Raw genomic sequence first — 24,371 nt, forward strand, 5'->3', positions numbered from 1 at the left:
CAAGTTTTCCGCTCGTGTTCAAATCAGAACACACGCTCTACCTTTCTTTATTTTATATTGAGAAAGATACCAAACCCGTCAAAAAGCAAAGGGAAAATAGGAGTTGGGTGCAGTGAGCGATGCTCGCTAGACCAACTATCTTTTTCCCACTGTTTTTAGGGTGGGTTCAATTCCTTTCTTTCTTAATTTTGATGATATCGAGAAGATTAGACCGGATTCAATTCAAGCCCGAACTCCCCTTCTCTTCTGAGTTTTTAGAAAAGTTTTCCGCTCGTGTTCAAATCAAAACACACGCTCTACCTTTCTTTTTTTTATTTTATTTTTATAGCTAGGAAAAATCGGATTCAATCATGACTCCGATAAGCCTACTTCTTTTTTATTTCAAACAGTTATTGATAAATTGACAATAGTTTTTAATCTTTTAAGATAAATCTTTGATTAGAAGAAACGGTCGTTCTCTATCTTATTACTTTATTCTTTGACTTCTGACACAGTATGCTAGCCCAAGAAAAACGGTCTAATATTTTTGCAAATTCATAGGCTAAAACAGCTGTTACTAAGAGATACGGAAGAGAATCTATACCTAGCCCAGTGAAACCTATTACTAATCCAGTTGCAGACCAGGGAGCCCTCAAGGTCACAGACAAAAAGCAAACAGATCCCATAAGCAAAATGCTTGGCTGACTATCCCCACCTAGAATCATTCCAAAGAGAGCAGCTCCAGCCATCCCCAAGGCAAAAGATGGCGTAAGTGTACCACCATAGGCCCCTGCCCACAGAGTAATAAGAACGACCAGTGCTTTTAGGATAAACAAGAGGAATACTGTTTTGCCATCGCTACCATTCAATACTTCCTGAGCCATCATACGTCCATTTCCAAGTAGATGTGGAAAATAACTTGCCAACCCAGCAAGAAAAAGAAAAGCTGTAGGCAATGTGAGAAGTATTCGTTTATCTTTTATTCTGTTTGAAGACACTTCTTTACTCAAGCGACCAAAAAGCCAAGCTAGTGGGGTTAAGAAAAGAAGTAATAAGGGAATAATCCACGTTTCCTTTAATGACCATGTTATCGCTGGAATCTGGTAGAGAGCCTGATCTGAAATAACCAAGCCTGCTGTATAGGTTGACACATAGGTAGTCAAACCGACTAAGATAAATCGTTTAATAGATAGAGCAATTCCTAGAGTTTCAAAAACAAAGAAGACACTTGTTAATGGAACCTGATAGACAGCTGCTAAACCAGCACCAGCACCACAAGCAAGGAGAAAGACTTGATCCTTCTTAGAGAGAGAACATATTTTTCCAATTGGTCCTGCAAATAGAGTTCCAATCTCTCGTGGCGCAGCTTCTTTACCAATAGGTGCTCCCCCTCCAACTGCAATAATCTGCCAAATTGAATGAAATAGCTGTCTTAAAAAATGAAGCTTGTATTGTGAAGTCTCATCCTTCATCTGTGCTTTAATGGAAAAAATCTGTGATTTTTTTTGCAAGAAATACCAGACCAAAGATGAGCTGACACCCACGATTATTAAACTAAATCCTATCCGCGACGAGGAAACTCCATCAGTCAAAAATCCATTATGATGCTCTGACTGACCAAAAGCTAGCTCCTCCACCATCTCTAAAAGATAATGTAGAAAAATACCAGATAAACCTGAAACTATTCCTTGCAAAATGACTGCTAGGAATAATTTAAGATTATAAGGGATTTTCTGAAAAATACTCCTCAATTCTTTTAACATAGTAATAATTCAGCAAAAACGGTTTTAAGTAAGCCTTTAAAATCACCTTTAACACACTCAGTCACTTCTATAACCTCTCCGTGGTTAATCTCTTCTTTGAAACCAGTAGTATAGTTAGTAATACATAAACTTCCTAGAAGTTTCAAACCTAAGTAGGCTACAACAATAACTTCAGGAGCAGTTGACATTCCGACCACATCTGTTCCAAGCATCTTATAGGTACGAATTTCTACTCGTGTTCAAATCCAAACACGCGCTCTACCTTTCTGTTTATACTCTTCGAAAATCTCTTCAAACCACGTCAACGTCGCCTTGCCGTAGGTATGGTTACTGACTTCGTCAGTTCTATCCACTACCTCAAAACAGTGTTTTGAGCTGACTTCGTCAGTTATATCTACAACCTCAAAGCAGTGCTTTGAGCAGCCTGCGGCTAGTTTCCTAGTTTGCTCTTTGATTTTCATTGAGTATTCATTTTGTTCTTTCACAGAGAGCTACCTGAGTTCTATTCAAGCTCAGGTAGTACTTTCTTATAAACTAGACAAACTAACTGTCATTGTACCATCAGATTACAAGACATCATCATCACTCACCTTAGAATTCAATGTTGTTCCCCAGTGAGTAATTTTTCGATGCGGTTGAGCCAGGAGAGGTCTGTTATCATAGATTGTTTGCCATCTATTCCAGATAAGACCTGTTCTCTTTTCGATCTTAATTCGCAGATTTCTCATATTTTCTTTAATTGGAAGGTTGAGTACAAAACCTGCAGTCTGGTTACGTCCATTTCCTTCCCAAGAATGACTGCGAACAACTGAATGACCATTTTTATCTACTGTAACTTCTTCCCAAGTTATAGAATAGCGTGCAATGTAAGCTCCACTATGCTGAATAGTTAGGGTTTTATCTTTTACAGGAGTGTAATTTAACACTTGTACTGGCTTAGAAGTTGGTGGTGTCACAGCATTCTTAGCTATAAATCGAAACACTTCTACTTCAGCAAGACTGAGAGCTTGATTTTTCTGACGCAATTGAATGCGAACACGGCGGCCCAACTTGCCATCCAACTGAAGATCTAAACGATTTCCTTCTAAACGAGAAACATATTTTCTAGTAACTTCTGTCCCTTTTTCATCATATAAAATCACATCAAAATCTGCCAAACGTTTGGAAAGTTCGCCATCTCCACGATTATAAAGACGGACAAGTCCTACCTGTTCTGTACGACCTAAATCAACTTCCCACCAAGGCTGATTTTCAAATTTTGTATGCGTAATTGATTGCTGGCTGTAGTTACTATTAGTATTTCCATCTAGAGCACGACTAGCATCTCCTCCAAACTCGGTAGAGCTTTGCCGTGCTTGCTTTTTCCATGCGATATTCTCAGCACGCAAGACTTGAACTTCTACGAGACTGAGAGCATTGTAACCATCTAACTCAATGCGGACAAAACGAGCTTTTTTATAGTCAATTGCAATTTGTGCAGAGATATCTTTCAGAGATGCAATGCGCTTTCTTTCAATTTCTTTCCCAGAACTATCTAAAAGAATCACATTAAAATTAGTAAGCCTATCCTGAGCAGTATCTGTTAGATTATAGATGTTGATTTGACGAATCGTTTCTTCCTTATCTAAATCGACTTGCCACCAAGGTTTAGATTGAAACTCTGTATGCGTTACAGAATGATGAGCATAATTCCCATCAACTTTTCCATCTACAGCCCTTCTAGCGTCACCTCCAAAAGCTGTCGAACTTTGGGTAACCCGTTTCCCTAGAGCTATATTTTCAAGAGGTTCAGCGCTTGGTTGACTAGATGACAGAGGGACTTGTTGTTTCTTAAAGAAAGAAATTTTTTCCAGTTTTGGATCACGGTAACCCTGCTTATCCAATGTTGTCCGTTTTCCAATATTAAAGTTTGGAATATCATTCATGCGACTTTCAAAATAGCCACGCGAACGGTGTTTAACATTGGCGCTTCCTGTAGATGTCACCACATCACTATCATTTTGTAGCACAGATGTAACCACATTGTCATTATCCACTACATAATGTTTAATTTTTCCATTTACAGCAAGTTTCCGACTTTCTAATCCTACATCCCAGAAACCATTTTTGGCATTCCAGATTGTTCTTGAAGTAATAACCTTAGGTGCATTAAATGTTGTCACTTTTTTCAAAACATTATTATAAAAAGTAGGATATTTCTGATAGGCTTCAACCGCTGCTATTTGAGCTAGATAGCCTCCTAAAGAATGACCTGTCATATACAGATTGGTAATGCTGGAATCCTGCGCCAATTCTTTTACAACATTACGGATATCATCCGCTTGTGCAGGTTTATTTCCTCCTAGCAAGGTCAAGTCCGTTCTCAAATCTTTTGCATCATTCAGTCTTGTCCCTCGAATAGATAACATTTGAACCGTATGATCCTTTAGATAAGGAAGATCACTCTTAGTTTCGAATAGATAAGCATCCAAACCACTAGCTGTATGGTAAGATTTTTTCATCTTCCAAAACGGGGCTAACTCATTGTGCATCATCTTATATTCTTGACGATTCAAATAGAGACTCGGAAATGGATTCTTATGATCTAGGATTTTTTCGATATAGTCATCCTCACGATAGGATAACTCCATGAAGAGAAGAGCATCTCGATCTGTAACATACCATTGTTTCTTATTATCATCTTCCCCATCTGCTAATCCGTCTCCATCACTGTCTGCCAGTAATGGATGACTGTTATATCCTAAATAGTCCTTACCATCTTTATGATAAACATAAAGTTCATCCTTATTTTTGATACCATCCTGATCGTCATCACCTTCTAAATCAAGGACTTTTTCACCATAAAGAGAATTGTCAAGTAAATCATTTTCTGAGTGCAGTTCTCCTTTTGAGATTTTCAAAAGATCTTCTGCAGTCACAGGACGAGAAGTTGTAGCCTCATCCTTTACATTTTTCTCTTTATTCACGTCTTCAGGAACTAGAGCAGGCTCTGTTTTATGGGAGTCCAGCTTTTCTTCTTCCTTCTGATTTCTAAGGACTTCTTTTGTTTCTGGAGCTGGTTGGATAACTGCAGCTCTTTCCTCTATACGAGGTAGTTCCTGTTTTTTATCAGTATTTTCTAATTTTGTCGGACTATCCGTTGCATTTACGACTAGAGGAGCTTCGTTTTTCACAACTGGACTTCCTTCATTGGCAGAAATTCCTGTCGGTGCTAAAAAAGCAAAGCCAACTGCAACAGATACAACTCCGATACTTAATTTTTTTATGCCAAAACGCATCATTCGTTGACCGATTTTCATTCTTTTCTAACTTTCTTTTATTTTCCCCTATTTACCAATAATTGATAAATAAGCATGTGATAAATTTTTACTAAAGATATAGTAGTTGATTAGATTTTTGTTCATTTTTTAATCACAACAAACCCAATCTTCTCTACTGAAGACGATGAGAACTCCCCCTTTCTAGTCTAATACCATCACCAATTTTTTTACAATTCTGCAAGAATCGCTTTCAGCAAGCCTTTGAAGTCACCTTTAACACGTTCTGTTACTTCCACAACTTCTTCGTGGTTGAGTTCTTCTTGGAAACCAGCTGCAAAGTTAGTAATACATGAAATTCCTAGAACTTTCAAATCTGAGTGGGCTGCTACAATAACTTCAGGAACAGTGGACATACCAACGGCATCTGCTCCCAATGTCTTATAGGCACGAATTTCTGCTGGGGTTTCATAAGTCGGACCGGTTACACCGATATAGACACCTTCATCAAGCTTGATACCAAGTTTTTTAGCCACTTCATGGGCAGTTGCACGGTATTCTGGTGTGTAGGCTTTAGACATATCAGGGAAACGTGGACCAAAGTCATCCAAGTTTTCACCCATCAATGGATTTTGACCCGTAAAGTTGATATGGTCTGAGATAGCCATCAAAGTACCAGGCCCATATCCAATACCACCAGCAGCATTGGTTACAATAACACCTTCACATCCAAGAACTTTCATGACACGTACTGGGAAAGTCACGACTTCCAGAGGATTTCCTTCGTAGAAATGGAAGCGACCTTGAAGAGCCAAAACCTTGCGACCTGCAAGTTCCCCATATACTAATTTACCAGCGTGACCAACTACTGTCGAACGACCCCAGTTTGGAATATCTGCATAGTCTACTACAACAGGATTTTCGATTTCTTCTGCAAGTTCTCCCAGACCTGATCCAAGGATTAAACCAAACTCAGGCGCTTGGATACCCTTGTCTTTCAGAAAAGCAGCTGTTTCTTGGATCTTATCTAAAAATGTCATTGTGTATCTCCTTTATTTTTATTATTTTTTTAGCATTTGACCGATTTTGTCAAAGGTTTTTGCATTGCGAATGGTGATTTGGCGGTAGAAAGGCATCTTGAGCAAGTACTTATGGTAGGCAGTTGCATAGTAGGATTCCTCAGAGAATTTCCCCCAGAAAATCCCAAGTCTTCCAAAATGAACGACTTCATCTTCCAGTTCCAAACCGTTCACTTTCTCGATCACTTGATCCACATCCAAGCTCTCAGTGTAGAAGAGCACATCTTTTCGTGCCAAATCTTTGGTCCACCAATCTGGCAGATTCTTCAGCTCTTCTTCATAATCTTCCTGACTCAGCAAAGAAAAGCTCTGAATAAATGGATAATGGACTGTAAAGAAAGCCTCTAACTTTTCAACCAATTGGGCTTTGGGGTCTGTAGAAGTAAAGAAAATATTGCCACTGTTGATGTAGGTCTCAACCTTTTCCAGTCCCAACTCTGTCAGTTCTTGACGAAGTTGCGCCATGACCACCTTATTTTTCCCACCTACATTAATGCCCCTTACCAGTAAAGCATAGCGTGTCATCTTATACCAATTTATCTAAGAAACTTTCACCAATCATGGCAGTTTCAACACCAAAATTATCCGCAACTGTCGCTGAGATATCTGCAAAATGTCCTACTGGAATGACACCATTTCCTTTAAAGGAAGGACTGTAAGCCAAAAGTGGGATATATTCGCGAGTGTGGTCTGTTCCTGCGTAAGTTGGGTCGTTCCCGTGGTCCGCAGTAATCAAGAGAAGGTCGTTCTCTCGCATGGCTGCGATAATTTCAGATAAGCGTTCATCAAACTCATGCAAACAATCACGGTAACCGTGAGCATTACGACGGTGGCCGTAAAGGGCATCAAAGTCAACCAAGTTTGTGAATGAGAATCCTTTTTCAAACTCAGCAAGGCCCATTGTCTTCAATAGTGTATCAATTCCATGGCTGTTTGACTTGTTGTGGCCCATGTCATGGTTGATACCCGCACCGTTAAAGATATCGTTGATTTTACCAACAGCATAAGTATCGATACCAGCTTCATTCAATTTATCCAAAACAGTCGGTGCAAATGGAGATACGGCCAAGTCACGACGGTTTGCTGTACGAGTGAAGTTACCTGGTTCACCTACATAAGGGCGAGCAATGATACGACCTAGAAGGGCAGGACGCTCAAGTGTAATTGAACGAGCGTATTCACAGATACGGTACAATTCGTCCAAAGGAATAATGTCTTCGTGGGCAGCAATTTGCAAAACAGGATCAGCTGAAGTATAGATAATCAACTCTCCAGTTTCCATCTGACGAGGTCCGAAATCATCGATAACAGCTGTACCTGAGTAAGGTTTGTTTGCTTCACGAATGACCTTGCGTCCTGAGAATTCTTCGATTTTTGTCAAGATTTCTTCTGGGAATCCGTTCCAAAAAGTATCGAAAGGCTCAGTAATATTGAGTCCCATGATTTCCCAGTGTCCAGTCATAGTATCCTTACCAAGAGATACTTCTTCTAATTTTGTTGCATATCCTGTTGGATTGCTTTCAGCTGGAACAGTCTTAAGAGGAGTTTCTCGAGGAATATTTCCTAGACCGATTTTAGCCATGTTTGGCACATTCAAACCAACTGATTTGGAAATGTGTCCCAGTGTGTCAGAAGCTCCATCTGGAACCCCTGCATTGACAAAGTTATTAGCATCTGGTGCAGCACCGATTCCTACAGAATCTAGTACCACCAAGTGAATACGATTAAATTTTGACATAGTGTATCTCCTTATTATTTTGATTATTTTGCTTTTGTTGAAGTTAAAATCTGAACTCCATCTCGTCCAGCAACGATGACCTTATCCACCATTTGGTTGAATAAGCCGTGCTCCACGACACCAACGACATGGTCCAATTCTTGTCCGAAGGCAATTGGATCTTCGATGACATCCAAGGCAAGGTCAATGATAAAGTTCTGCATATCGGTCACAAAACGTTGGCTATCTTTTTCACGGAAACTTGGTTTGTAGCCAGCTCGTTCAAAACGACGAAAGACCTGTTCTGCGCCATACTGAACCACTTCTACTGGCAATTTAAAAGCACCCAATTTCTCGACTAGCTTGCTTTCATCCACTACCCAAATATATTCTTTTGAGGGTGTTGCTACAACCTTTTCCATCAGAAGGGCACCACCACCGCCTTTGATTCCGTTAAACTGGCTATCCACTTCATCCGCTCCATCAACCGTCACATCGACAACATCTACTTGGTCAATAGACTTGAGCGGGATATTAAGCCCTTCAGCCTGTTTACTAGTCACACTAGAAGTCGTTACAGCTGTAATCTGCAACCCCTCTTCCTTGATACGACGACCAATTTCTTCTACGAAATAATAGGCAGTAGACCCCGTTCCAAGTCCGACTACCATGCCATCCTTGACATACTCAGCAGCCTTGATACCTGCCATTTTCTTCAGATTTTCCACTCAAACACCTCCATTAAAGAGCTATTTCTATTATACCATGTATCCGTTTTTATTTCATGGATACACTAGAAAAACCCGAACATTTTTATGTCCACCTTGTTTTGGTAGTTAGAATCTTAGTTATGAGAACTTGTAGATAAAAACAGGTCCTAGCCAAAAGCAGCAACTGTTGATTTTTTATCATAAAGATGGTTAAATAATTAAGTACATAAAAGGAGAAATAGGATGAACCCATTAGATTTGTTTAACCAAGTAAAAGAATTAATCGAAACAAAAGATTTCGAAGCTGCTAAAACATTCGTTGCAGAAAATCAAGAACAACTTGGAGAATACTTCTCTCAAGCTCAGCAGTTGATTTCTGGTTCAGAAGGTCTAGATGGCCTCGTTAGCAAGATTAAAGGATTTTTCTAAAAATATAAGAGGCTGGCAAAACTCAATTTCAGTAGAAAATGAAATTCATTTTTCCCCACAATAAAACGCATAGTGTCAAATTTTTTGTAAATCTGATACTATGCGTTTTTATAATTAACTATGTTCTGTGATAAATTTATAGGCTTCTTGACCAGCGATAGCTCCATCTCCAACTGCTGTTGTTACTTGGCGAAGGTCTTTCAAGCGAACATCTCCAACCGCAAAGATACCATCAACTGCAGTTTTCATGTGGTTATCTGTCACAACCCAGCCTGCTTGGTCTTGAATATTCAATTCTTTAACAAAATCGCTAACAGGGTCCAAACCAACATAGATAAAGACGCCACCGAAGGCTTGTTCTGTCACTTGACCTGTTTTCACATTTTCAAATACGACAGATTCTACTCTGTTTTCACCCTTGATTTCCTTGACTACAGAATCCCAGATAAAGCTGACTTTCTCATTCGCAAAGGCGCGATCTTGTAAAACCTTTTGGGCACGAAGTTGGTCACGGCGGTGAACAATGGTAACAGTCTTAGCAAAGCGAGTCAAGAAGAGGGCTTCTTCAACAGCTGAATCTCCGCCACCAACTACCAACAAATCTTGGTCACGGAAGAAAGCACCATCACACACGGCACAGTATGAAACACCACGACTATTCAGTTCTTCTTCTCCAGGTACTCCCAAAGGACGGTGTTTAGAACCAGTCGCTACGATAACGGTACGAGTTTCATATGTTTGGCCATCAGTAATCACTTTCTTAAAATCACCATGATCTTGGACATTTTCAACATAACCATAAATGTGCTCAACACCAAGATTTTCAAGCGGTTCAAACATCTTTTCTGCCAATTCTGGCCCACTAATATTAGCGTATCCTGGGTAATTTTCGATATCAGAGGTATTATTCATCTGACCACCTGGCAGACCACCTTCAATCAAAGCTACTTTCAGATTGCTTCGAGCAGCATACAAGGCTGCAGTCATACCTGCAGGTCCAGCACCGATAATAATAGTATCGTACATATAGATTCCTTCTTTCTTGTTGTAACTATCTTTATTCTAACTCTTTTTTGTCAATCAAGCAAGGATTATGCCTTGAAAACAAGAATTAAACTCATAACCGCAAAGGATAATACTGGAACAACCAAGACTCCAATCATAATCATATCATAGAGATGGGCTTGGCGAGCCTTGGCTGTCTTATCAACTCCCGACATGGCTCTTAGTCCAATCCAAATCCCTAAAAAAATCAGGACGAGGATGGTGGTCAAGATCAAACTCTCGAAATATAAAGAAAATAGTTGCAGTAGCATGATTTCTCTCATTTCTATCTTTTTTAAAGAGTAAACTCAGCTAGTCCAGCTAACTGAGTTTTTCTTTATCTATTATATCAAATATAAGTCCGTTTGTAACTAGCGAAGAATTCTTTTGTCCGCTCTTCTTTAGGATGGTGGATAATCTCATCCGGTGTTCCAGACTCGATGATTTTCCCCTTATCTAAGAAGAGAATCTTATCAGCCACTTGGGCTACAAAGGACATGTCATGACTGACCAAAATCATGGTTTGACCTGACTTAGCAGCATCTGCAATAGACTTTTCTACTTCACCGACCAATTCTGGGTCAAGGGCTGAAGTTGGTTCGTCTAAGAGCAAGACATCTGGTTTCATAGCAAGCGCACGCGCTAAGGCAACCCGTTGCTTTTGTCCACCTGATAAATGGCGAGGGTAATGGTTTTCACGGTCAGAAAGCCCAACCTTAGCCAACTCTTCCTTGGCAATCTTAGTCGCTTCTTGGTCAGATAATTTCTTGACAACAACCAAGCCTTCTTTTACATTATCAAGTGCTGTTCGGCGTTCAAACAAATTAAACTGTTGGAAAACCATAGACAACTTACGGCGTAGAGCAAGGATTTCTTCTTGAGTGATTTTAGAAAAATCAACTGAAAAATCATCAATCTGAATAGAGCCACTGTCAGGTGTTTCAAGATAATTGAGACTGCGAAGGAAGGTTGATTTTCCAGCTCCTGAAGAACCAATCAAGGCTACAACTTCCCCTTTTTGAATATCCAAGTCCAGATGATCCAAGACAGTCTGTCCTGAAAAGGATTTACTTAAATTCGAAATCTTAATCATTAACGAAGGTCTCCTTTCACATCTGTTTGCACTGTATCAGGTGCAGAAATAGCCATCTTTCTCTCGATGAAACGACCGAGGCTTTCAATTCCAATATTGACTACCCAATAAACAAGGGCAACGGAAATAAAGCGTTCAAAATAGCGGTAATCAGCTCCACCTAAAATCTGAGCTTGGGCAAAGACTTCCACAACACCAGCACTAAAGGCTAGGGACGTACCCTTGGTCAAGCCGATGAGGGAATTGATCAATGTTGGAGTCGCCACAACTGCCGCATTTGGAATAATCACTCGTCGATAAACTTGTGCTCGGGTCATACCCAGACTGCGTGCCGCCTCAATCTCACCAGGGTTGACTGAGAGAATGGCTGCACGAATGGTTTCACTAGCATAAGCTGCCTCATTAAAAGCAAAGGCGACAATCGCAAAAGCTGCAGCTGGAATAGCATTGATATTGAGACCAGTCCCCCATTGCTGATTGAGGGCTTTCAAAGCCAAAGGAATTCCGTAATAGGTTAACATGAGTTGCACCAAAATCGGTGTCCCTTTTAAGAAACTAACAAAGAAGGCCTGCAAGGGATATAAAATCTTGACACGATTGATTTTCACAATGGCAAAAAGAAGTGCCAAAACCAAGCCAAAAAGAGCACCACCAATTGTCAACATAATCGTTGTTGGAAGTTGTTGGACAATTCTCGGGATTCCATCAAAGACCGAACGCAAGCTAAACAGCTTGCCATCCGGAATCAATTGCATCAAGTTTTGGTACCAATCTGATGCTAAAATCGTTGTAACATTCATAAAAACATCCTCTCCTGATAATGATTCATTCTACCATACTTCTGCCGTCAATGAAATTATTTGCTACGGTCAGGTATAGACTTTGTCTACCTACTAGTTTATCATACTTTGAAACAGGGAGGTTATATATTTTATCTATCAAAGAGATAGATAAAAACTATTTCAATCCCAATTCTTCATAAGGTTTTCGATAACCGATTTGCTTAACAGTTCCATTTTCTACTAAAATAGGCCGTTTTAACAACATACCGTCACTTGCTAGTAACTCAGCCGCTTCTTGGTTTGACAGGCTTCCTACCTTATCTTTCAGCCCTAATTCACGGTATTTGATTCCACTGGTGTTAAAAAATTGCTTCAACTCGAAACCTGAGGTTTCTAGCCAGTTTAAAATAACTTCTTGGCTAGGTGTTTCTTCGACGATATGAACGGCTTTATAGTCCACACCGAGTTGGTTTAATTCTTGTTTTGCTTTTTTACAAGTTGAACATTTTGGATATTCGATAAATTCTAACATGTCTTTCACTTTCTATTGTTTCTATCTTTAAAATCTGCGCCTTCATGCTCCAAGAGGCAGGCTTTCTTTTCCACTCCTGCAGCATAACCTGTCAGACGCTTGCCTGCTCCCAGCACACGGTGACAAGGTACTAGGATAGACCAAGGATTGCGCCCCACTGCTCCACCAATTGCTTGAGCAGAAGGCACTTGCAGATCTTGGGCTATTTGTCCATAGGTCACTGTCTGACCATAAGGAATTCCCTGTAAATAGGACCAAACTCTCTTTTCAAAATCCGTCCCGATTGGAGCCAAGGGCAAGTCGGATAAATCCCGAGACTTGCCTTTAAAGTAAGCATCTAAGCAAGCAATAACTGGGTCTAAAATGGGATGACTAACAACTGCTTCTATCGTTTCATCTCCTAGTCCCCTCTCAAAATGCTTCTGCTCCTGAATCCAAATTCCATATAAATAATGGTCATCAGCTACCAGTGATAGAATACCAATTGGCGAAGAGTAGAGCATTTTTGCATACTTCTTTTGCATTATTTCTTCAATTTTTGATAGGCCAAGCGTTCGCCATCAACTGGAACCTTACCAACCTGTTTAAAACCGAGTTTTTCAAAAATATGTTGCATGGCCTTGTTTGCAACATGCGTATCTGAACGAAAATCAAGATAGTCAAAACCTTCAATTAAGCCCTCTAAGAAGGTTTGAGCAACTCCTTGTCCCTGCACATCTGCTGCCACAGCGATACGGTGAAAGACTAGGTACTCTGACTCTCCAGCTTGCCATTTTCCTTCATAAATGGCTTCATAGGCTGCCTCTGGACTCTTGGTCACAGCAGCATAGGCTAGCAGTTCTCCTTCTTCCAAGGCAACATAAGCTTGACCTGAGATAATATCATCGATAATAATGTCTGTATTTGGATAGCCATTCTGCCACTGGTCACTACCGGCATCTGCTAAACATTTTTTAGCATCCTCCATCACTTGCATGATGGCATCTACTTCATTTGGAAAAGCTAAACGAATCTCCATCTTTTCTCCTCATTTCTGACTAGTTTCTCCCATCATAGCATAATTTAAGCCTTTTCACAAGCAGTTAAAACTTGACTTTCTGTTTTTGTTATTTTATAATCTAGTTATTGAAACTAGATAAAAAGGAGTTGAAAATGAAAACCAGCTTTTCCTACCCAAAATGGGCAGAAATTCCAAATATTGACCTCTATCTGGATCAGGTTTTGCTTTATGTCAATCAGGTCTGCGCTCCTGTCTCTCCAGATAAAGACAAGGGCCTAACAGCATCCATGGTCAATAACTATGTCAAACATGGCTACCTGACAAAGCCTGACAAGAAAAAATACCAACGCCAACAGATTGCCCGTTTGATTGCTATCACAACCCTCAAATCTGTCTTTTCTATTCAAGAAATCGCTCAGACACTGAATACTCTCCAAAGTCAAGCAAGTTCAGACCAACTCTACGATGCTTTTGTGGACTACATGAACCAAGGAATGGACCCAGCTAACCCTATTATCCAAAGTAGCTGTCAAACCGTTAAACTCTATCATCAAACTCTAGACTTAATCGATCATAGTGAAGAGGAGGCAATCCAATGAACACTAGTCTTAAACTCAGCAAACAACTCAGTTTTGGAGAGGAGATTGCTAATAGCGTGACCCATGCCGTAGGTGCAGTCATCATGCTCATCTTACTCCCCATTTCATCCACCTATAGTTATGAGACACACGGATTTTTATCCTCTATTGGAGTTTCCATTTTCGTTATTAGTCTCTTTCTCATGTTCCTCTCATCCACCATTTACCACTCTATGGCCTATGGTTCGACCCACAAATACGTCTTGAGAATCATCGACCATTCTATGATTTACGTTGCCATTGCCGGCTCATACACGCCCGTTGTCTTGACCTTGATGAATAACTGGTTTGGCTATCTAATTATTGCCATTCAATGGGGAACGACCATCTTTGGTATTCTCTATAAAATCTTTGCTAAAAAGGTCAATGAGAAATTCAGCCTTGCTCTTTACCTGATTATGGGCTGGTTGGTTCTGGCTATCATTCCTGCCATTATCAGTCAAACAACGCCAATTTTCTGGAGTCTCATGGTAACTGGCGGACTTTGTTATACAGTTGGGGCTGGATTTTACGCCAAGAAAAAACCTTATTTCCACATGATTTGGCATCTCTTTATCCTGGCTGCGTCCGCACTCCAATACATCGCCATTGTTTATTTCATGTAAAAATAGTTTAGGACAAAAAATCCTATCCTATTTTTTATTCTCTATGATGTTTTATACCCAATCAAAATCCAAAAATCACTCCAGTCCATTTTATAGTACCTACTAGCGTGCCGTCAATTATGGGATACTGCTTCCCTGATAGTATGTAAATCAGAATAGTTATACTCTTCGAAAATCTCTTCAAACCACGTCAGCGTCGCATTACCGTATATATGTGACTGACTTCGTCAGTCTTATCTACAGCCTCAAAACAGTATTTTGAGCAGCTTGCGGCTAGCTTCCTAGTTTGCTTTTCGATTTTCATTGAGTATTAAATCATAATCATTCGTTAATGAACCGTACCTAACGAATCAAGACAGACAAATGGTCACATAACAAAAAAACGTTTTGCAACGTTTTTTTGACTGTGATTTCTTTAAATGCATTTTCTCCTAAGGCAAATCATTCCCTGCTGCAAGATAAATTTCATACCATTCTTTTCTTGTTAAGCTAAAGTTTGCCGCTTGGCTAACTTCTCTCAAGTGCTTAGGATTTGTTGTACCTACGACTGCCTGCATTTTTGCTGGATAACGCAATATCCAAGAAATCGCAATAGTTGAAGAGGTTACTCCATATTTAATAGCTAAACGATCAAGTACTTGATTTAAAGCTTGAAATTTCTCATTTCCAACAAAATTCCCTTTAAAATATCCGAACTGTAAGACAGACCATGCTTGAATGACCACATCGTGTAATTTGCAATATTCAAAAATGCTGCCATCTCGAATAGCTGCTTGACTATCTTCCATATTAACATGAAAACCTGATTCGAATCCTGGAGTAAAAGCCGCACTCAATTGTAGCTGATTAACAGCTAACGGCTGCTTGACATCTTTTTTAAGCAACTCCATCATCATAGGATTTTGATTAGAAACTCCAAAATCTCGAACCTTACCTTGTTTATAAAGGAGATCAAAGGCTTCTGCTACTTGGTCAGATTCCATCAAAGCATCTGGTCGATGAAGAAGCAAGCTATCTAGATGATCAATCTTCAATCTTTGCAAAATTCCGTCAACTGATTTTATAATATAGTCCTTAGAAAAATCAAAATAGGTAAATTCTTCTATGCGAATGCCACATTTGGACTGAATCCACATCTTTTCTCTTAAATCTGGACGATTTTTTAGGACAAGACCTAACAGTTCTTCACAACGACCACGACCATAAATATCAGCCAAGTCAAAAGCATTGATTCCAACAGACAGTGCTGTTTCTACAAGCTCTTCAACTTCTCTAACAGACTTATCTTTTATTCTCATCATTCCGAGAACAATTTCTGATAATTCTTTGTCATCTTGACCAAGAGTTATGTATCTCATCAAATTTTTCTCCTTTAATTTCTAACATTCTTCCCTTCATTATAACAAAAAACCGCTTTGCAACGGCTTTTTAGCTATATTTCACTCCATTTTATCTTCTTAAACCCACGGAACAAGAGAAAAATGCCAATAAAAAGAACAGCTAAAGGAATGAATTTTGTAAGGAAAACATTTGAAATTCCCATCCACGCATAATAACGGAGCAGAGACCCTACAACAAGATGGGCAACAATCATACTGACAAAGGGACGAAAGACCGCTTCTTTCCAATTCCAAATACTGATGACCAGCGAAATCGTAAAGATAGTTAAAATATCCCAGGGAGCAGGAAGATAAAATGCTCCTTCTTGTACAAAACTTCCTATTCCTACATATCCCAGAACAACTAGCAGAACAAGAATCCCAACGACAATATAGGTGCCAATTTTCATTTTAGGAGAATCTTGGACTAAGACCCAACGTAAGATTGTGGCCACAAGAGCAAATCCAATCAGAAAAAGAAGAAGTTGCCCTAAAAAAGTAAGCAAATTGACTGTTAAGAGAGGACCTTTAGAAAAATCACCCAGTAGATGATAGTAACGTAATATCGCTAGGACAAAAATTGGCGTCAAAAGGGACTCCTTGATAGAACTGCGTGGTGCTTCCTTGAGCATCTCTTTCATTATTTTTTTAGGATTCTTACCTAAATAATCCTCTGCACTCATGCCATCTCGTTCTGCTTCTGAAAAATCTAACATCATCAAATAAATCTGCTCTCTGAGATAGTCCTCATCATAGAGAAATCCAGCAAGATTAAAACTATCCCACAGTTCCTCAAAATACTGCTGATTCTCCTCAGAAAACTCATGTAGCAAAGCGCTTGTTTCTTCATAATACTTCATTTTCTTCATGGTTTACCCTCCATTCTTAATTCCTTCTACTTTTTGACTCAAATCGTCCCATTGTTGCCAAAAGACCGAGACACGCTCTTCTCCTTCTTTAGTTAATGAAAAATACTTTCGATCTGGACCATCTGGCGACGGGCGCATATCGCCTCTTATCCATTGATTTTTTTCTAACTTTTGCAACAAAGGATAAATAGTTCCTGGAACGATAGTGTCAAATCCAGCCTCCCGCAAAGTTTGAACCAACTCATAACCATATCGCTCTTTTTGACCAATCATATCCAAGACACAACCTTCAAGAACACCTTTTAATAGTTGAGTTTCCTTCATCCCTTCCCCCTTCTATCTATTTTGTAATACCTACTAGTAGATTCATCAATAATATACCACTTTCACACTAGTTTGTAAAGCATAATAGTTGGAATAAAAAAACAGAACTAGCATGAACTAGTCCTGTCTATTTTTACCCAATCACACTTCCGTTTGGTACAGCTGGATCAACTGTAAGAAGGGTTAATTTTCCATCATGTTCAGCTGAGAGAATCATCCCTTGGCTGACATATTTTTTCATCATCTTGCGTGGTTTGAGGTTGGCAACAATTTGGACTTTCTTGCCGATCAATTCTTGTTCGTTTGGATAGTATTTTGCAATTCCTGAGAGGATTTGACGGTCTTCTCCATCACCAGCATCTAGACGGAATTGGAGCAGCTTATCAGAACCTTCTACTTTGGAAACTTCTTTGACTTCTGCGACACGAATTTCAACCTTGTCAAAGTCCTCAAACTTGATTTCTTCTTTGTTAAGTTTGAGTTCTACTTCGTCTGGATTCCATTCTTTTGCAACTGCTGGTTTGTTGCCTTCCATTTGTTCCTTGATATAGGCAATCTCTTCTTCCATGTCCAGACGTGGGAAGATTGGTGTTCCTTTGGCAACTACTGTTACACCCTCAGGGAAATTAGCCAAACTCAAGTTCTCAAGGCTCGCTACTTCTTCCAATCCAAGTTGTGCCAATACAGCGCGACTAGTTTCCATCATAAATGGTTCAATCAAGTGAGCTACGACACGAAGACTGGCTGCCAAGTGGCTCATAACACTTGCCAATTGGTCACGATGAGCTTCATCCTTAGCCAATACCCATGGAGCTGTCTCGTCGATGTATTTGTTTGTACGTGAAATAAGAGTCCATACTGCTTCAAGTGCACGTGGGTAGTCAACTGCTTCCATGTGTGTATGGTAATCAGCGATTGATTCAGCAGCTACTTGAGCAAGAGCGTTGTCAAATTCTGTCACACCCTCTACATAGGCAGGGATTTGTCCATCAAAGTACTTGTTAATCATAGAGACCGTACGGTTAAGGAGGTTCCCAAGGTCATTTGCCAATTCATAGTTGATACGGCCGACATAGTCTTCAGGAGTGAAGGTTCCATCCGAACCAACTGGAAGGCTACGCATGAGGTAGTAGCGAAGTGGATCCAGTCCGTAGCGCTCTACCAACATTTCAGGGTAAACGACATTTCCTTTAGACTTAGACATTTTTCCGTCTTTCATGACAAACCAACCGTGGGCAATCAAACGATCTGGCAATTTGATATCCAACATCATAAGAAGGATTGGCCAATAGATTGAGTGGAAACGAAGTATGTCTTTTCCTACCATATGGAAGACTGTTCCATTCCAGAACTTGTCAAAGTTACCATGTTCATCTTGACCGTAGCCAAGAGCTGTCGCATAGTTAAGAAGGGCATCAATCCAAACATAGACAACGTGTTTTGGATTAGATGGTACTGGAACACCCCATGTAAAGGTTGTACGAGAAACTGCCAAATCCTCTAAACCTGGCTCGATGAAGTTGCGAAGCATTTCATTAAGGCGACCATCTGGCGTGATGAATTCAGGATGGGCTTTGAAAAATTCGACCAAACGATCTTGGTATTTGCTGAGGCGGAGGAAGTATGATTCTTCAGATACCCATTCCACTTCGTGACCTGATGGAGCGATACCTCCAGTCACATTTCCAGCCTCGTCACGGAAAACTTCTGCCAGCTGGCTTTCTGTAAAGAATTCCTCATCTGAGACTGAATACCAGCCAGAATATTCGCCCAAGTAGATATCATCTTGAGCCAGCAAGCGCTCAAAGACTTGAGCCACTACTTTTTCATGGTAATCATCAGTTGTACGGATAAATTTATCGTATGAGATATCTAGTAATTGCCAGAGTTCTTTGACGCCAACCGCCATTCCATCAACATAAGCTTGTGGTGTAATTCCAGCTTCTTCTGCTTTTTGCTGAATTTTCTGACCATGCTCATCAAGACCTGTCAAATAAAAGACATCGTAGCCCATGAGACGTTTGTAACGAGCTAGGACATCACAAGCGATAGTTGTGTAGGCAGAACCGATATGAAGTTTACCAGATGGATAGTAAATCGGAGTTGTAATATAAAAATTCTTTTCAGACATAATTTTTCCTTTCCAGGCAAATGAAACCTGTTTTTCTAACACTTCATTATATCACATTTTTAATGAATTTAGATAGGGAAATCCATACAAAAACAAGATAGACAAGTGTCCATCTTGTTGATCTTATTCATAACGAAGGGCTTCGATTGGATCAAGTTTCGATGCCTTATTGGCTGGCAAGACCCCAAAAATCATACCAACACTAGCCGAAACTGCAAGACTAAATAGGGCAACTGGGATTGATACTCCCACTTCTATACCCGCAATCAAACCTTGCAATAGTATACCAGCTATAGCGGTCAAGCCTGTCGCAATTGTCAAACCAATGACTCCGCCTAGCAAGGTCAAAATCATGGATTCAATCAAAAATTGGATTAAAATATTAGCACGTGTCGCACCCAAAGCCTTACGGAGACCAATCTCACGGGTACGCTCTGTAACAGAAACCAGCATGATGTTCATAACACCAGTTCCTCCAACAAAAAGTGAAATTCCTGCAATGGCACTAATAATCGTAGTTATAAAACCGAACATTTGTTGTACTTCTTGGAAGGCTGCAGTCGCATCTGACACCTGATACTCCCCTTGCTGAAGACCAGCAATCTCGGTCAATTTTCTAGCTAATTCTGGTCCCACTGTTGGTGTCAAACTGGTATCATTGACACGGAAGACAATATCAGAAATTTCATCCATATTGAAGTTATTGGCAAGAGAGATATTAGTCGTAATTGGAAGTCCACCAATACCAAAAGTCTTAGCAGTCTTGGCCTCATCGCTGGTATAGACACCAATGACACGATAGCTAAAGCCACCAACATCTATAACCTGGTTGACAGCTTCTTGAGCAGATCCAAACAGACTATTAGCAAGTTCTTGGTCTAGCAAAATGACACTGGCCACATCTTTATAATCCTGAGCTATGAGACTTCGTCCTGCAACAATTTCATTTTCAACTGCCTTCATGTAGGTAATATTCCCACCTGTCAAGCTAGCGCGCTCCACTTTTTTATCTTTATAAGACAAGGTGGTATTGGTCGAGTTGGTTACATAGTAACTGTCCACACCCTTAAGTTTTGCTGCCTCTTTAACCCAGGATTCTTGCGGTTTTGGCGGTTCAACATGAACTTCCTCTTCTTTTCCAGAAACCGTAAAAGCTGATTGTTTCTGAGTAAAAGACCCATCTTTACTTTTTTTAGAAGAGAAAAAGACACTAATATTCTTCTGAGATTTGGTCATATCTTTGTTGAGTTGACGAGATAGGGAATCACCTAGAGCCATAATCACAACAACTGATGAAACACCGATAATAATCCCAATCATGGTAAGCAAAGAACGCATCTTGTGAGCCATGATAGATGAAAAGGCAAATTTCAGATTCTGCATCTTAGTTTTCCTCCTTTTCTAACCGAGCACTATCAGATGAAATAACTCCATCGCGAATGACAATCTGACGTTTGGCATAAGCAGCTATTTCAGGCTCATGCGTTACCATGATAATGGTTTTTCCTTCTTTGTTCAAGTCAACCAATAGTTGCATAATTTGATTCCCTGTTTTGGTATCCAAGGCTCCTGTCGGTTCGTCTGCTAGGATAATAGAAGGATTGTTTACCAAGGCACGCGCAATAGCCACACGTTGCTTTTGACCACCAGATAATTCTGAAGGTAAATGGTGACTACGCTCAGTCAATTCAACCTTGTCTAAATACTCCTCAGCTAACTTGCGCCGTTTTGAAGCCGAAACTCCTGCGTAAATCAAGGGCAATTCTACATTTTGCAGAGCATTGAGTTTAGATAGAAGAAAGAACTGCTGAAAGACAAAACCGATTTGTTGGTTGCGGACCTTGGCTAGTTGTTTTTCACCCAGTCCAGCTACTTCTTGACCTTCAAGATAATATTCTCCACTGCTTGGTGTATCCAACATCCCAATCGTATTCATGAGAGTAGACTTACCAGAACCAGATGGTCCCATGATGGCAACAAACTCACCCTCATTCACTTCTAGGTTGATGTTTTTGAGAACCTGCAGTTCTTGGTCACCGTTACGGTAGCTTCTGCAGATATTTTTTAGACTAATTAGTTGCTTCATCAGCCTTCACCTCTTTTCCTTCCTCTAGAGAAGACGTTGGGTTACTGATGACCTTGACTCCATTTGTCAGACCTGAAGTGATTTCTTGGTTATCTGCATCAGCATTGCCCAAACCAACTTCCACTTTCTTGGCCTTTTTCTGCTCGTCAAGCACCCAGACATAGTTCTTATCATTTTCAGTCACAACACTTGTTAGAGGAACCAAAATGGCTTTACTCTTATTCTTGACCTCAACGCTTACTGAAAATCCTTGTTTCAAATCACCGATTTCACTTGTAACATCAATAGTATATGGATATTTAGAACCAGAATTACCACCTGCTGTGGCAGTAGCTGCACTTGCTGCTTCACCATTGTTTTTAGGGTAGTCAGAAATGTAGCTAATCTTACCAGTCCAGCTCTTATCTTGGTAAACTTTAGAAGTAAAGGTTACTTCTTGTCCTACAGAGAGGTTGGCAAGGTTGTATTCAGATAGTTCCCCCTTAACTTGCAAGTTTTCATTGCTAACGACATGAACTACCACCTGGCTAGCTCCAGTTGGAGATTTAGAAACATTACGGTTGACTTCGACCACAGTTCCCTCTAAGGTACTGAGAACCGTCATTGCATCCAACTGACTTTGAGCCTTGCTTAATTGCGCTGCTGCATCTGCACGAGCATCACGAGCATCACCTAATTGTGCATCAATAGATGACACTGAATTTCCTGAGACTGGAGCTGGAGTTTGGGCTGCAGCTCCTTCGCCTCCTGCTGGTACTGGTAACTGGGGAGCTGAAGCGGCTTCATTTCGCGCTTGGTTGAGTTCGTTGATATGACGATCTGCCTTAGCTACTGCTCGACTCGCTGAATCATAGGCTGCCTGGGCTTCTGAACTACTGTACTTGACTAAAGCCTGACCTTCGCTGACTTTATCACCCACAGAAACAAGGATTTCATCTAAATCACCCTTACTAGCATCAAAATAAACATATTGTTCATTTTTTGCTGTTACTGTCCCTGATAATAAAACAGAGGATGCCACGCTTCCTTCCTTAGCAACAACAAGATGAGTAGCCTCATCTTTTACAGCAGTCTGAGAAGGTTGTCTAAAGAGCAAAATGCCCCCAGCACCCAATACAACTACACTTGCAGCACCAATTGCTGCATACAATTGCCACTTTTTAGCTTTACCATTCTTTTTCATAATGAAACTCCTTTTTGATTTAAAGTTCTTAACAATATTATACAAAAATTATCAATTTGAAACAATAACATTTCAGAACGAAATAATGACATTTCAGGATTTAATTATTGTTCGGATTTTATTTTTTTGTCATTGTACTAGTTATATAATACACTTTATTTTTCCTTTTTGCAAGCCTTTTCTTTAAATTTTTTTGAACGTAGCAGATTTTTGCAATCAGATAAAAAAAAAGATAGAATATGACTATCAAAAAATGACACTCTACTATTTAAAAGAGTATAAAGGAGTTTTAAATGAGAGAATATGATATCATTGCTATCGGTGGAGGTAGTGGAGGAATTGCTACCATGAACCGTGCTGGTGAACACGGAGCTAAAGCGGCCGTTATTGAGGAAAAGAAACTAGGTGGAACCTGCGTCAACGTCGGCTGTGTTCCTAAAAAAATCATGTGGTACGGAGCGCAAATTGCTGAGACTTTCCATCAATTTGGAGAAGACTACGGCTTTAAGACTACTGATCTTAACTTTGACTTTGCAACCCTACGTCGCAACCGTGAAGCCTATATCGATCGCGCTCGTTCTTCTTATGATGGCAGTTTTAAACGCAACGGAGTAGACTTGATTGAAGGTCATGCTGAATTTGTAGATTCTCATACTGTCAGCGTAAATGGTGAGCTGATTCGTGCTAAACATATCGTGATTGCTACTGGTGCCCATCCAAGTATTCCAAATATTCCTGGTGCTGAGCTAGGTGGCTCTTCTGATGATGTATTTGCTTGGGAAGAATTGCCAGAGTCAGTTGCTATTCTAGGCGCGGGTTATATCGCTGTGGAATTGACTGGCGTACTCCACACCTTTGGTGTCAAGACAGATCTCTTTGTTCGTCGTGATCGTCCTTTACGTGGTTTTGATTCTTACATCGTTGAAGGTCTGGTCAAGGAAATGGAAAGAACAAACTTGCCACTTCATACTCACAAAGTCCCTGCCAAGTTAGAAAAAACTGCTGAGGGCATTACCATTCATTTCGAAGATGGTACTAGTCACACAGCTAGCCAAGTTATCTGGGCTACAGGCCGCCGTCCAAACGTTGATAGCTTGCAACTTGAAAAAGCTGGAGTGACTCTGAATGAACGTGGCTTTATCCAAGTGGATGAATACCAAAATACTGTTGTTGAAGGAATTTACGCTCTAGGTGATGTAACAGGCGAAAAAGAACTAACTCCAGTTGCTATCAAGGCTGGACGTACTTTATCTGAACGTCTCTTTAACGGCAAAACAACTGCAAAAATGGACTACTCAACTATTCCAACTGTTGTCTTTTCACACCCTGCTATCGGAACTGTTGGTTTGACAGAAGAACAAGCTATTAAAGAATACGGTCAAGACCAAATCAAGGTTTATAAATCAAGCTTTACGTCTATGTACTCTGCTTGCACTTGCAACCGTCAAGAAACACGTTTCAAATTGATCACAGCTGGTTCAGAAGAAAAAGTTGTCGGACTTCATGGAATTGGCTACGGTGTTGATGAAATGATTCAAGGATTTGCTGTTGCTATCAAAATGGGAGCAACCAAAGCAGACTTTGATGCAACTGTGGCGATTCACCCAACTGCATCTGAAGAATTTGTAACTATGCGTTAATCGAAATAAAAGAAGCAGAGCAAAAAACACTTCTAAATATCAAAAATCGAGTATTGCCGTAGTTGGAGATACTCGTTTTCTTATGTTTTATTTTATAGTATGTTGAAATAAGATATGCAAAAATCAATTAA

Annotated in this window: 24 protein-coding genes and 2 pseudogenes; 4 read left to right on the top strand and 22 right to left on the bottom strand. The window is 40.1% G+C overall.

The features are described from left to right. Nucleotides 1–458 precede the first annotated feature (458 nt). From N8L33_RS00680 to rpiA, 8 genes and pseudogenes are all read right to left on the bottom strand, one after another. A complete protein-coding gene (locus tag N8L33_RS00680) occupies nt 459–1,742 on the bottom strand; it encodes a chloride channel protein (protein ID WP_261058024.1) in 1,284 nt (427 codons plus the stop codon). After that, a pseudogene (locus N8L33_RS00685) lies at nt 1,736–1,981 on the bottom strand (phosphorylase family protein); the annotation flags it as partial. The gene N8L33_RS00680 and the pseudogene N8L33_RS00685, both read right to left, overlap by 7 nt. Continuing rightward, nucleotides 1,982–2,227 (bottom strand): hypothetical protein, encoded by a 246-nt coding sequence (locus N8L33_RS00690; RefSeq protein ID WP_258318540.1) that lies wholly within the window; start codon nt 2,225–2,227, stop codon nt 1,982–1,984. Nucleotides 2,228–2,308: 81 nt separating this feature from the next. Continuing rightward, nucleotides 2,309–5,041, bottom strand: a complete 2,733-nt coding sequence (locus N8L33_RS10145) for a galactose-binding domain-containing protein (RefSeq protein ID WP_314725974.1) — start codon at nt 5,039–5,041, stop codon at nt 2,309–2,311. A gap of 188 nt (nt 5,042–5,229) precedes the next feature. Continuing rightward, nucleotides 5,230–6,039, bottom strand: coding sequence for a purine-nucleoside phosphorylase (locus tag N8L33_RS00705; RefSeq protein ID WP_261058025.1), 810 nt, complete (start codon nt 6,037–6,039; stop codon nt 5,230–5,232). Continuing rightward, nucleotides 6,036–6,603, bottom strand: a pseudogene (locus N8L33_RS00710) (DUF1697 domain-containing protein). Before N8L33_RS00710 ends, N8L33_RS00705 begins: the two are co-directional and overlap by 4 nt. Nucleotide 6,604: 1 nt before the next feature. After that, nucleotides 6,605–7,816, bottom strand: a complete 1,212-nt coding sequence (locus tag N8L33_RS00715; protein ID WP_261058027.1) for a phosphopentomutase — start codon at nt 7,814–7,816, stop codon at nt 6,605–6,607. Between the two features lie 23 nt (nt 7,817–7,839). After that, nucleotides 7,840–8,523, bottom strand: a complete 684-nt coding sequence (gene rpiA / locus N8L33_RS00720) for a ribose-5-phosphate isomerase RpiA (protein WP_261058028.1) — start codon at nt 8,521–8,523, stop codon at nt 7,840–7,842. Nucleotides 8,524–8,748: 225 nt separating this feature from the next. On the opposite strand from rpiA, the gene N8L33_RS00725 reads away from it, so the two are divergent. Next, on the top strand, nt 8,749–8,934 hold the full coding sequence (locus N8L33_RS00725) for a hypothetical protein (RefSeq protein WP_001068559.1): 186 nt from the start codon (nt 8,749–8,751) through the stop codon (nt 8,932–8,934). A gap of 114 nt (nt 8,935–9,048) precedes the next feature. Here N8L33_RS00725 and trxB read toward each other — a convergent pair whose 3' ends face one another. The 7 genes from trxB to N8L33_RS00760 all read right to left on the bottom strand — a co-directional run bounded on the left by trxB (nt 9,049) and on the right by N8L33_RS00760 (nt 13,403). Continuing rightward, the gene (trxB, locus tag N8L33_RS00730) at nt 9,049–9,960 is read right to left on the bottom strand and encodes a thioredoxin-disulfide reductase (protein ID WP_000272322.1); all 912 of its coding nucleotides are present in this window, start codon (nt 9,958–9,960) and stop codon (nt 9,049–9,051) included. 65 nt (nt 9,961–10,025) lie between these two features. Continuing rightward, entirely contained in the window at nt 10,026–10,250 is a 225-nt protein-coding gene (locus N8L33_RS00735) for a DUF4059 family protein (protein WP_000926599.1), read from the bottom strand. Nucleotides 10,251–10,327: 77 nt separating this feature from the next. Next, complete coding sequence (locus N8L33_RS00740; RefSeq protein WP_000590965.1) at nt 10,328–11,071, bottom strand: amino acid ABC transporter ATP-binding protein; 744 nt, start codon at nt 11,069–11,071, stop codon at nt 10,328–10,330. Further along, nucleotides 11,071–11,871, bottom strand: a complete 801-nt coding sequence (locus N8L33_RS00745) for an amino acid ABC transporter permease (RefSeq protein ID WP_001103449.1) — start codon at nt 11,869–11,871, stop codon at nt 11,071–11,073. Before N8L33_RS00745 ends, N8L33_RS00740 begins: the two co-directional genes overlap by 1 nt. A 157-nt stretch (nt 11,872–12,028) precedes the next feature. Next, nucleotides 12,029–12,385: an arsenate reductase family protein gene (locus N8L33_RS00750; RefSeq protein WP_000889092.1), complete on the bottom strand. Its 357-nt coding sequence runs from the start codon at nt 12,383–12,385 to the stop codon at nt 12,029–12,031. 5 nt (nt 12,386–12,390) lie between these two features. Continuing rightward, nucleotides 12,391–12,909 carry a methylated-DNA--[protein]-cysteine S-methyltransferase gene (locus N8L33_RS00755; RefSeq protein ID WP_261058029.1) on the bottom strand — a complete coding sequence of 173 codons (519 nt, stop codon included), beginning with the start codon at nt 12,907–12,909 and terminating at the stop codon, nt 12,391–12,393. Beyond that, nucleotides 12,909–13,403 carry a GNAT family N-acetyltransferase gene (locus N8L33_RS00760; protein WP_261058030.1) on the bottom strand — a complete coding sequence of 165 codons (495 nt, stop codon included), beginning with the start codon at nt 13,401–13,403 and terminating at the stop codon, nt 12,909–12,911. The genes N8L33_RS00755 and N8L33_RS00760 overlap by 1 nt, the downstream gene beginning before the upstream one ends. 134 nt (nt 13,404–13,537) lie before the next feature. On the opposite strand from N8L33_RS00760, the gene N8L33_RS00765 reads away from it, so the two are divergent. Further along, nucleotides 13,538–13,984, top strand: coding sequence for a DUF1836 domain-containing protein (locus N8L33_RS00765; protein ID WP_261058031.1), 447 nt, complete (start codon nt 13,538–13,540; stop codon nt 13,982–13,984). After that, nucleotides 13,981–14,628, top strand: a complete 648-nt coding sequence (gene trhA / locus N8L33_RS00770) for a PAQR family membrane homeostasis protein TrhA (RefSeq protein WP_033677463.1) — start codon at nt 13,981–13,983, stop codon at nt 14,626–14,628. The genes N8L33_RS00765 and trhA overlap by 4 nt, the downstream gene beginning before the upstream one ends. Before the next feature lie 431 nt (nt 14,629–15,059). Here the strand turns inward: trhA and N8L33_RS00775 are convergent, their stop codons facing one another. The 7 genes from N8L33_RS00775 to N8L33_RS00805 all read right to left on the bottom strand — a co-directional run bounded on the left by N8L33_RS00775 (nt 15,060) and on the right by N8L33_RS00805 (nt 22,603). Next, on the bottom strand, nt 15,060–15,986 hold the full coding sequence (locus tag N8L33_RS00775) for an aldo/keto reductase (RefSeq protein WP_261058032.1): 927 nt from the start codon (nt 15,984–15,986) through the stop codon (nt 15,060–15,062). A 74-nt stretch (nt 15,987–16,060) separates the two neighbouring features. After that, the gene (locus N8L33_RS00780) at nt 16,061–16,876 is read right to left on the bottom strand and encodes a hypothetical protein (protein ID WP_261058033.1); all 816 of its coding nucleotides are present in this window, start codon (nt 16,874–16,876) and stop codon (nt 16,061–16,063) included. A 3-nt stretch (nt 16,877–16,879) separates the two neighbouring features. Continuing rightward, nucleotides 16,880–17,200, bottom strand: coding sequence for a PadR family transcriptional regulator (locus N8L33_RS00785; protein WP_000665422.1), 321 nt, complete (start codon nt 17,198–17,200; stop codon nt 16,880–16,882). Between the two features lie 133 nt (nt 17,201–17,333). Continuing rightward, nucleotides 17,334–19,331, bottom strand: coding sequence for a methionine--tRNA ligase (gene metG, locus N8L33_RS00790; protein WP_261058034.1), 1,998 nt, complete (start codon nt 19,329–19,331; stop codon nt 17,334–17,336). Between the two features lie 123 nt (nt 19,332–19,454). Then, nucleotides 19,455–20,714: an ABC transporter permease gene (locus N8L33_RS00795; RefSeq protein WP_261058035.1), complete on the bottom strand. Its 1,260-nt coding sequence runs from the start codon at nt 20,712–20,714 to the stop codon at nt 19,455–19,457. Between the two features lies 1 nt (nt 20,715). Next, nucleotides 20,716–21,417, bottom strand: a complete 702-nt coding sequence (locus N8L33_RS00800) for an ABC transporter ATP-binding protein (protein WP_261058036.1) — start codon at nt 21,415–21,417, stop codon at nt 20,716–20,718. Further along, nucleotides 21,401–22,603, bottom strand: a complete 1,203-nt coding sequence (locus tag N8L33_RS00805; protein WP_261058102.1) for an efflux RND transporter periplasmic adaptor subunit — start codon at nt 22,601–22,603, stop codon at nt 21,401–21,403. The genes N8L33_RS00800 and N8L33_RS00805 overlap by 17 nt, the downstream gene beginning before the upstream one ends. A 290-nt stretch (nt 22,604–22,893) precedes the next feature. Between N8L33_RS00805 and gor the strand changes: the two genes are divergently transcribed. Then, nucleotides 22,894–24,240 carry a glutathione-disulfide reductase gene (gene gor / locus N8L33_RS00810; protein WP_261058037.1) on the top strand — a complete coding sequence of 449 codons (1,347 nt, stop codon included), beginning with the start codon at nt 22,894–22,896 and terminating at the stop codon, nt 24,238–24,240. Nucleotides 24,241–24,371 lie beyond the last annotated feature (131 nt).

Origin of the sequence: Streptococcus mitis (assembly GCF_946188695.1) — a bacterium.
GTDB lineage: Bacteria > Bacillota > Bacilli > Lactobacillales > Streptococcaceae > Streptococcus > Streptococcus mitis_DF.